We start from the raw sequence: 6,000 nt of genomic DNA on the forward strand, positions 1-6,000 counted from the left end.
CGACCCAAAGGACACCGACGATACGTCTGATGTGAGATCGCCGACGGCTATCACTCACCCCGTCCGTCGGCCCAACTGCTTAGGAGAATGCCAGAGCGACGATAGATCAGCAAGGCTGTTCGGACGGTGACTTGATGCCGATTCCGAGCCGGGTCGACAGGCTTCTGATGTGCTCTTGACATGGCTGATCACCGGCGGGGTATCGTGCGAAGACGGCTGCCCGATTTCCGTCGGAGGCCGTCGTCCGCGGCCGAAGAGCGAGCGATTTCGGGCATGCTCCTTCCCCGGTCCCTTTCCTGGATTCCGCGGCGGCATCCGATTCCCCTCCAGATGGTTCGTCTACTGACCATTGGGGTGGTGGTCGACGTTTCCTCCCCGCTCGGCAGGGACCTTCCGAGAGCGGGAAGACGGCCGGGGTGCCGGGAGGCCGGCCATGGCCTGCCGGCGCCCCGGCCGCCGTCTCACATCCAACCGTCGGCGCGGGCCGAGAAGGTCCGACCTCGCTGACGCAGCGTCTGTTCTGGAGGCACATCACATGATTCCCGAAGTCGGGTTCCCGGCAGGGGAGACTGGGGCACCGGAGGACCTGACGCCCGTGCGCGCGCGCCTGACCGCGCCCGGTCCGCCCGGACGGGCGCATGCCTTCGTGGACCTCCCGGACACCACGACCGCGGGCCTCGACCGGGTCGCGGGCGGCCGGCCGGTGGAGGAGCTGGTCGTCGTGCTCGCGGCCGCGGCCCTCGTGCTGGCCGCCGCGGAGGCGCAGGAGCGCGTGATCCTCGCCACGGCCGGCCCGCACGGCCCGGTCGCCTGCCCGGTGGAGACCGCGGCGGCCGGCTCGCTGCGCGACCTCGTGCTCGCCGTCGACGCCGGACTGCGCGCGGCCCGCCCCACCGACCTGGCCGCGGCCGGCGCCACATTCGCGCTGTCCGTCCGGACGGAGCGGCTGGCCGGGACGGCCGTGCCGACGACGGCGCTCGACCTCACGCTGACCGGCGGCCCCGGCGAACTCCGCCGCCTCACCGCCGACTTCGCCACCTCGCTGCTGGAGCCGTGGTGGGTCGAGGTCGTGCTCCGGTCCCTCGCCACCGTGCTGGCGGCGTTCGCCGAACCAGGCCGGTCGCTGGCTCAGCTCGACCTGGCGGCTCCGGAGGACCTCGCGGCGGTCACCGACTGGGGCCAGGGCGGCTACCGGCCCGAGGCCGAGCCCGGCACCCTCCTGCGGTCCGTCCTGGAGCGGGCCGCCGAGGACCCGGAGGCGGTCGCCGTGATCGACGGCGGCCGCGAGGTGCGGTACGGCGCGCTGGTGGCCGGTGCCGACCGCGTCGCGGCCCGGCTGCGGGCCCTCGGCGTCCGCCCGGGCGACCGCGTCGCCACCGTGTTGGGCAAAAGCGCCGACGCGGTGGCCGTGATCCTCGGCATCCTGCGCGCCGGCGCGGCGTACGTGCCGCTCGCCCCGGACCTGCCGGCGGACCGCCTGGCGTTCATCCTGGCCGACGCGAGGTGCGCGCTGGCGGTGGTCGACGATCCCGCGGTGCCGGTCGGCGCGGACCTCGCGACCGCCACGGTCACGCAGCTCGCCGCCCCCGGCGAGGGGCCCGCGCCGGACGCCCTGCCGACGGCCGGCGACCTCGCGTACGTCATCTACACCTCGGGCTCCACCGGGCGGCCGAAGGGCGTCCTGGTCCGGCACGGCGCCATCGACAGCTACCTGGCGTGGAAGCGGCGCTACCACGGCCTCGGGCCGGACACCCGCCTCGTCCAGGTCCCGTCGTTCTCCTTCGACAGTTCCGTCTCCGACCTGTTCTCGGTCCTCGGCAGCGGTGGCACCCTGATCCTCCTGGCGGAGGCGGACCGGCTCCAGCCGCAGCGGGTGCGCGACCTCGTCACCCGGCACCGGGCCACCCACATCACCCTCGTCCCGTCCCTCTACGAGGTCCTCCTGGACGCGCTGGCCGAGCCCGGCTGCCTGCGGCTGGTGACCGTGGCGGGCGAGGCCACCCCGGAGGAACTCGTCGAGCGGCACCGGAAGCTGCTTCCGGATGCCCGGCTGGTCAACGAGTACGGGCCCACCGAGAACTCGGTCGGCGCCACCGCGTTCGACTACGACGACCGGCCGCGGCACGGCTTCCCGATCGGACGGCCGATCGACAACACCGTGGTCCGGGTGCTCGACGACAGCGGGCGCGTCGTCCCGCCGGGCTTCCCCGGCGACATCCAGTTGGCCGGCCCCGGCCTCGCCGACGGCTACCTCAACCGGCCCGACCTGACCGCCGAGGCCTTCCTCACCGCGCCCGACGAGCCCGGCGGCCGCCGCTACCGCACCGGCGACCGCGGCTGGTGGACGCCGGCCGGCCTCGAGTTCCTCGGCCGCAGCGACACCCAGGTCAAGATCCGGGGCAACCGGGTCGAGATCGGCGACGTCGAGGCCGGACTCTGTGCCCTGCCCGGTGTGCGCAGTGCCGTCGTCCTCCCGGCCACCGGGCCGGACGGCTCGCTCGCCCTGGTCGGGTTCCTCACCGGCCAGGTCGACCCGGGCGAGGTTCGTACGGCCGCACGGGTGGCGCTGCCCGGCTCCATGGTTCCGGGCCGCCTGACCGTCCTGGACGAGCTGCCGCTCACCCGCAACGGCAAGGTGGACCGTGCCGCGCTCGCCGCACAGGCCACCGAGGAGCTCGCGGCGGCGGCCCGGTCCGCCACCCCGGAGGACGGCCCGAGGGCCGCACAGGAGGGCGCCCAGGGCGCGGTGTCCGCGGTTTTCGCCGAGGTGCTCGGTCTCGACACGGTGGGCCCGGACGACGACTTTTTCGACCTCGGCGGGCACAGTCTGATGGCTGCGTTGCTGCTGATGGAGCTGGAGACCCGCGCCGGGCTCTTGGTGGACCTGGACGACTTCTTCGCCGAACCCACGGTGGCGGGTATCTGTCGGGCGCTGGGCGCGTAGCATCCGGACAAACGATGAGGGCCGGCGGGAGGAGATCCCGCCGGCCCTCATCGTTTCGGTCCGGGTCGTTTCGGTTCGGTCAGCGGCGCAGCTCCACCGGGAGGCTGGTGATTCCGTTCAGGAAGTTGGAGTAGAAGCGCCCGATCGGCCCGGTGACTTCCACGTGGGAGACCTCGTCCCGCAACGCCTCGAACAGCGCCGCCAGCTCGATCCGACCGAGCTGGGCGCCGACGCAGAAGTGCGGGCCGAAACCGAAGCTCACATGGCGGTTCGGCCGACGCGAACCGTCGAAGACCTCCGGCGCGGTGAAGACTGCGTCGTCCCAGTTGGCCGACGTGTTCCACAGCGTGACCACATCGCCCTCGGCGATCCGCCTCCCGCCGAGTTCGGTGTCGCGCAGCGCCGTCCGGGCGACGTGGACGGCGGGTGTCGTCCAGCGCATCACCTCCTCCACCAGCAGCTCGACCGGGATGTCGCCGTCCTTGAACCGCTTCCACTGGTCCGGGTGCTCGGTCAGCGCGACGAGGCCGCCGACCATGCCCAGCCGGGCGGTCTCGTCGCCGCCGAGCACCAGGCTGTAACAGTTGAAGACGATCACGTCGGCGGGCAGCGGGCGCCCGTCGATCTCGCTGGTCACCAGCATGCTCACGAGGTCGTTACCCGGCGCGGCGCGCAGCTGCCGGGCGTGCTTGGTGAAGTAGACCAGGATCTCGCTCTGGGCCAGCTGCGCGTCCCGCAGGGTCTGCCCCGGCGCGTCCGAACCCATGGCCGAGTTCGCCAGTTCCATGAGGTATGTGCTGTCGGCCTCGGGAACGCCCAGGAGCTGGCAGATCAGGGCGATCGGGATGCGCGCCGCGACGTCCTTGGCGAAGTCGCAGGAGCCGCGCTCTACGGCCTCGGTCACCAGCTTCCGGGTGGAGATCCGGGTCGAATGCCCCAGCTCGTCCAGCATCTTGGCGGAGAATCCGCGCTGGACCACGCGCCTCACCTCGCGATGCTGCTCGCCGTCCGAGACCGCGAGCATCCGCCCGGACGACGAGTCGCCGCCGTGCAGCAGGGTGTCCATGACGTTACCGGCGGCCGAACCGAAGTCCTGGGGACGCCGATAGGCGTCCATCACGTCGGCGTGCCGCGAGACCACCCAGAAGCCCTGCTGGCCGGGGACGTGGTCGTGCCAGAGGACCGGGTCCTCGGCGCGCAGCCGACGCCACATCTGTGTCAGGTCGAGCTCGGCGTGGACGGAGGGATCGGCGAGGTTCACATTCCGCAGATCGGTCGGCCGGGGCCGTTCCGATGTCTGGTACGTCATACTGCTCATCCCTTCACGCCGGCGTCGGCCGGTGAGTCGAACCGGAAGCCGCCGAAGCCCGTCACCGTGGGGCCCTTCGGTGGGACAGGGGCACCCAGGTCCACCTGCGACCACGGTTCGTCCGGCGCCCCGGCGAAGGCTTCGAGGGCGCGCCGCCACTGGTCCACGAGCAGGCGTGCGGTGTCCTCCTGGTAGAGGTCGCAGTCGTACTGGAGGATCAGAGTGAGCCCGTCCTGGTGCTCGCAGCCCTGGAAGGACAGGTCGCACAGGCCGGAGTCGAGCTTGATGACTCGTCCGGAGAGCGTCAGGCCGGGCTCGGTGCCAGCCTCGCTCTGGCCGTAGCAGGTCACGAACACGTCGAACAGCGCGTTGCGCAGCGGCTCGACCGGGACGTTGAGGCGGTCCACCAAGTGGTGGAACGGGACACGCGCGTGGTCGATCGCCTCGTGCATCAGGTCCGCGACCTGCCCGAGCAGTTCGGCGCGGGAGGCCGGCCGTAGGTGGAGACGCAGCGCCGTCGAGTTGGCGCCGTTGGTGAGGTGCTCGGTCAGGCCGAGTTGGCCGCGCAGATTGACGGGAGTGCCGAGGCAGATGTCGTTCCGGCCGGTGGACCGGTGTAGGAGGACGGCCACGGCGGCGGCGAGCGGGGCGGCGAGACCGGTGCGGGCCCGCTTGGCGAGGCCGCGCAGCGCCTCGGTGTGGGCAGCGCCGAGCTCGACCTCGACGGCTGCGGTGCGGGTGCCGCCGGGGCGGGTGCGGGGCCGGTCGACGGGCAGCGGCAGCGGGGCGGGCGCGGGCAGCAGCCGGGAGCGCCAGTGGTCGAGCTGGTCGTCGAACCGCCCCCCGGCGAGCAGGTCCGACTCCGTGCGGCCGACGATCAGCGGGTCGCGGGTCAGCGGCGGCAGCTCGGCGTCGGTGTTCTCGTACGCGGCGACCAGGTCGCGGGCGAGGACGTCGATGCCGGGGCCGTCGCTCACGATGTGGTGGCAGACCGTCAGCAGCTCGTACCGGTCGCCGGGGAGCCGCAGCAGCGTGGTGTGCAGGGCGGGGCCGTTCGCGAGGTCGATCGGGCGGTTGGCGCGGACGCGGATCGCCTCGGCGCGGGCGGCCTCGGGGTCCGCCTCGGTGCGCAGGTCGAGGACCTCCAGCGGGAGGCCGGGACCGTCCAGGGCGACCTGCGGCGCCCCCTTCACCTCGCGGATGGTCGCGCGCAGCATCGGGTGGCGCTGCCGCAGGGCGGCCAGGGCGTGGCGGAGCCGCTCGGGGTCGGGAGTGCCGCCGCAGCTGAACAGCGTCGGCACGTTGTAGGCCGCATCTTCCTCCGGCCGGGCCTGGCGGAGCAGCCACTGCCACGACTGCACCGGGAGCAGGCCGAGTTCGTCGTCACCGCTCGCCGGCTCGGCCGCCGACCCGCTGGCTGTGGGGAGGAGTTCGGTGATGCGGGTGGCGAGGGTGGTGGGGGTGGGGCATTCGAAGAGGTCGCGGGCGCGGATGTCGATGCCGTAGCGGTCGTTGAGGCGGGCGGCGATCTCGGCGACGCCGAGGCTGTGGCCGCCGGAGGCGAAGAAGTCCTGGTCGGGCGCGACGTCGGAGGTGCCGAGGACGGTGGCGAACGCGGCCCGTACCTCGGCGAGGGTGGGGTCGTCCGTGGTGGGGAGGAGTTCGGTGATGCGGGTGGCGAGGGTGGTGGGGGTGGGGCATTCGAAGAGGTCGCGGGCGCGGATGTCGATGCCGTAGCGGTCGTTGA

3 protein-coding genes are annotated in these 6,000 nt (G+C 72.8%); 1 reads left to right on the forward strand and 2 read right to left on the reverse strand.

Annotated elements, in window-relative coordinates:
* Positions 1-595: 595 nt before the first annotated feature.
* Positions 596-2,944, forward strand: coding sequence for a non-ribosomal peptide synthetase (locus ABZW30_RS31590; RefSeq protein ID WP_355674642.1), 2,349 nt, complete (start codon positions 596-598; stop codon positions 2,942-2,944).
* Between the two features lie 79 nt (positions 2,945-3,023).
* Here ABZW30_RS31590 and ABZW30_RS31595 read toward each other — a convergent pair whose 3' ends face one another.
* Both ABZW30_RS31595 and ABZW30_RS31600 read right to left on the reverse strand, forming a co-directional pair.
* A complete protein-coding gene (locus tag ABZW30_RS31595) occupies positions 3,024-4,253 on the reverse strand; it encodes a cytochrome P450 (protein WP_355674643.1) in 1,230 nt (409 codons plus the stop codon).
* Positions 4,254-4,258: 5 nt separating this feature from the next.
* The coding region (locus tag ABZW30_RS31600) for a condensation domain-containing protein (protein WP_355674644.1) at positions 4,259-6,000 on the reverse strand (1,742 nt) is incomplete at its 5' end.

Origin of the sequence: Kitasatospora sp. NPDC004669, from assembly GCF_040609455.1 — a bacterium.
GTDB lineage: Bacteria > Actinomycetota > Actinomycetes > Streptomycetales > Streptomycetaceae > Kitasatospora.

What these genes read in the sequence shown, in the direction of transcription:
- ABZW30_RS31595 (WP_355674643.1), bottom strand. Translation starts at nt 4,253, where the DNA reads ATGACGTACCAGACATCGGAACGGCCCCGGCCGACCGATCTGCGGAAT.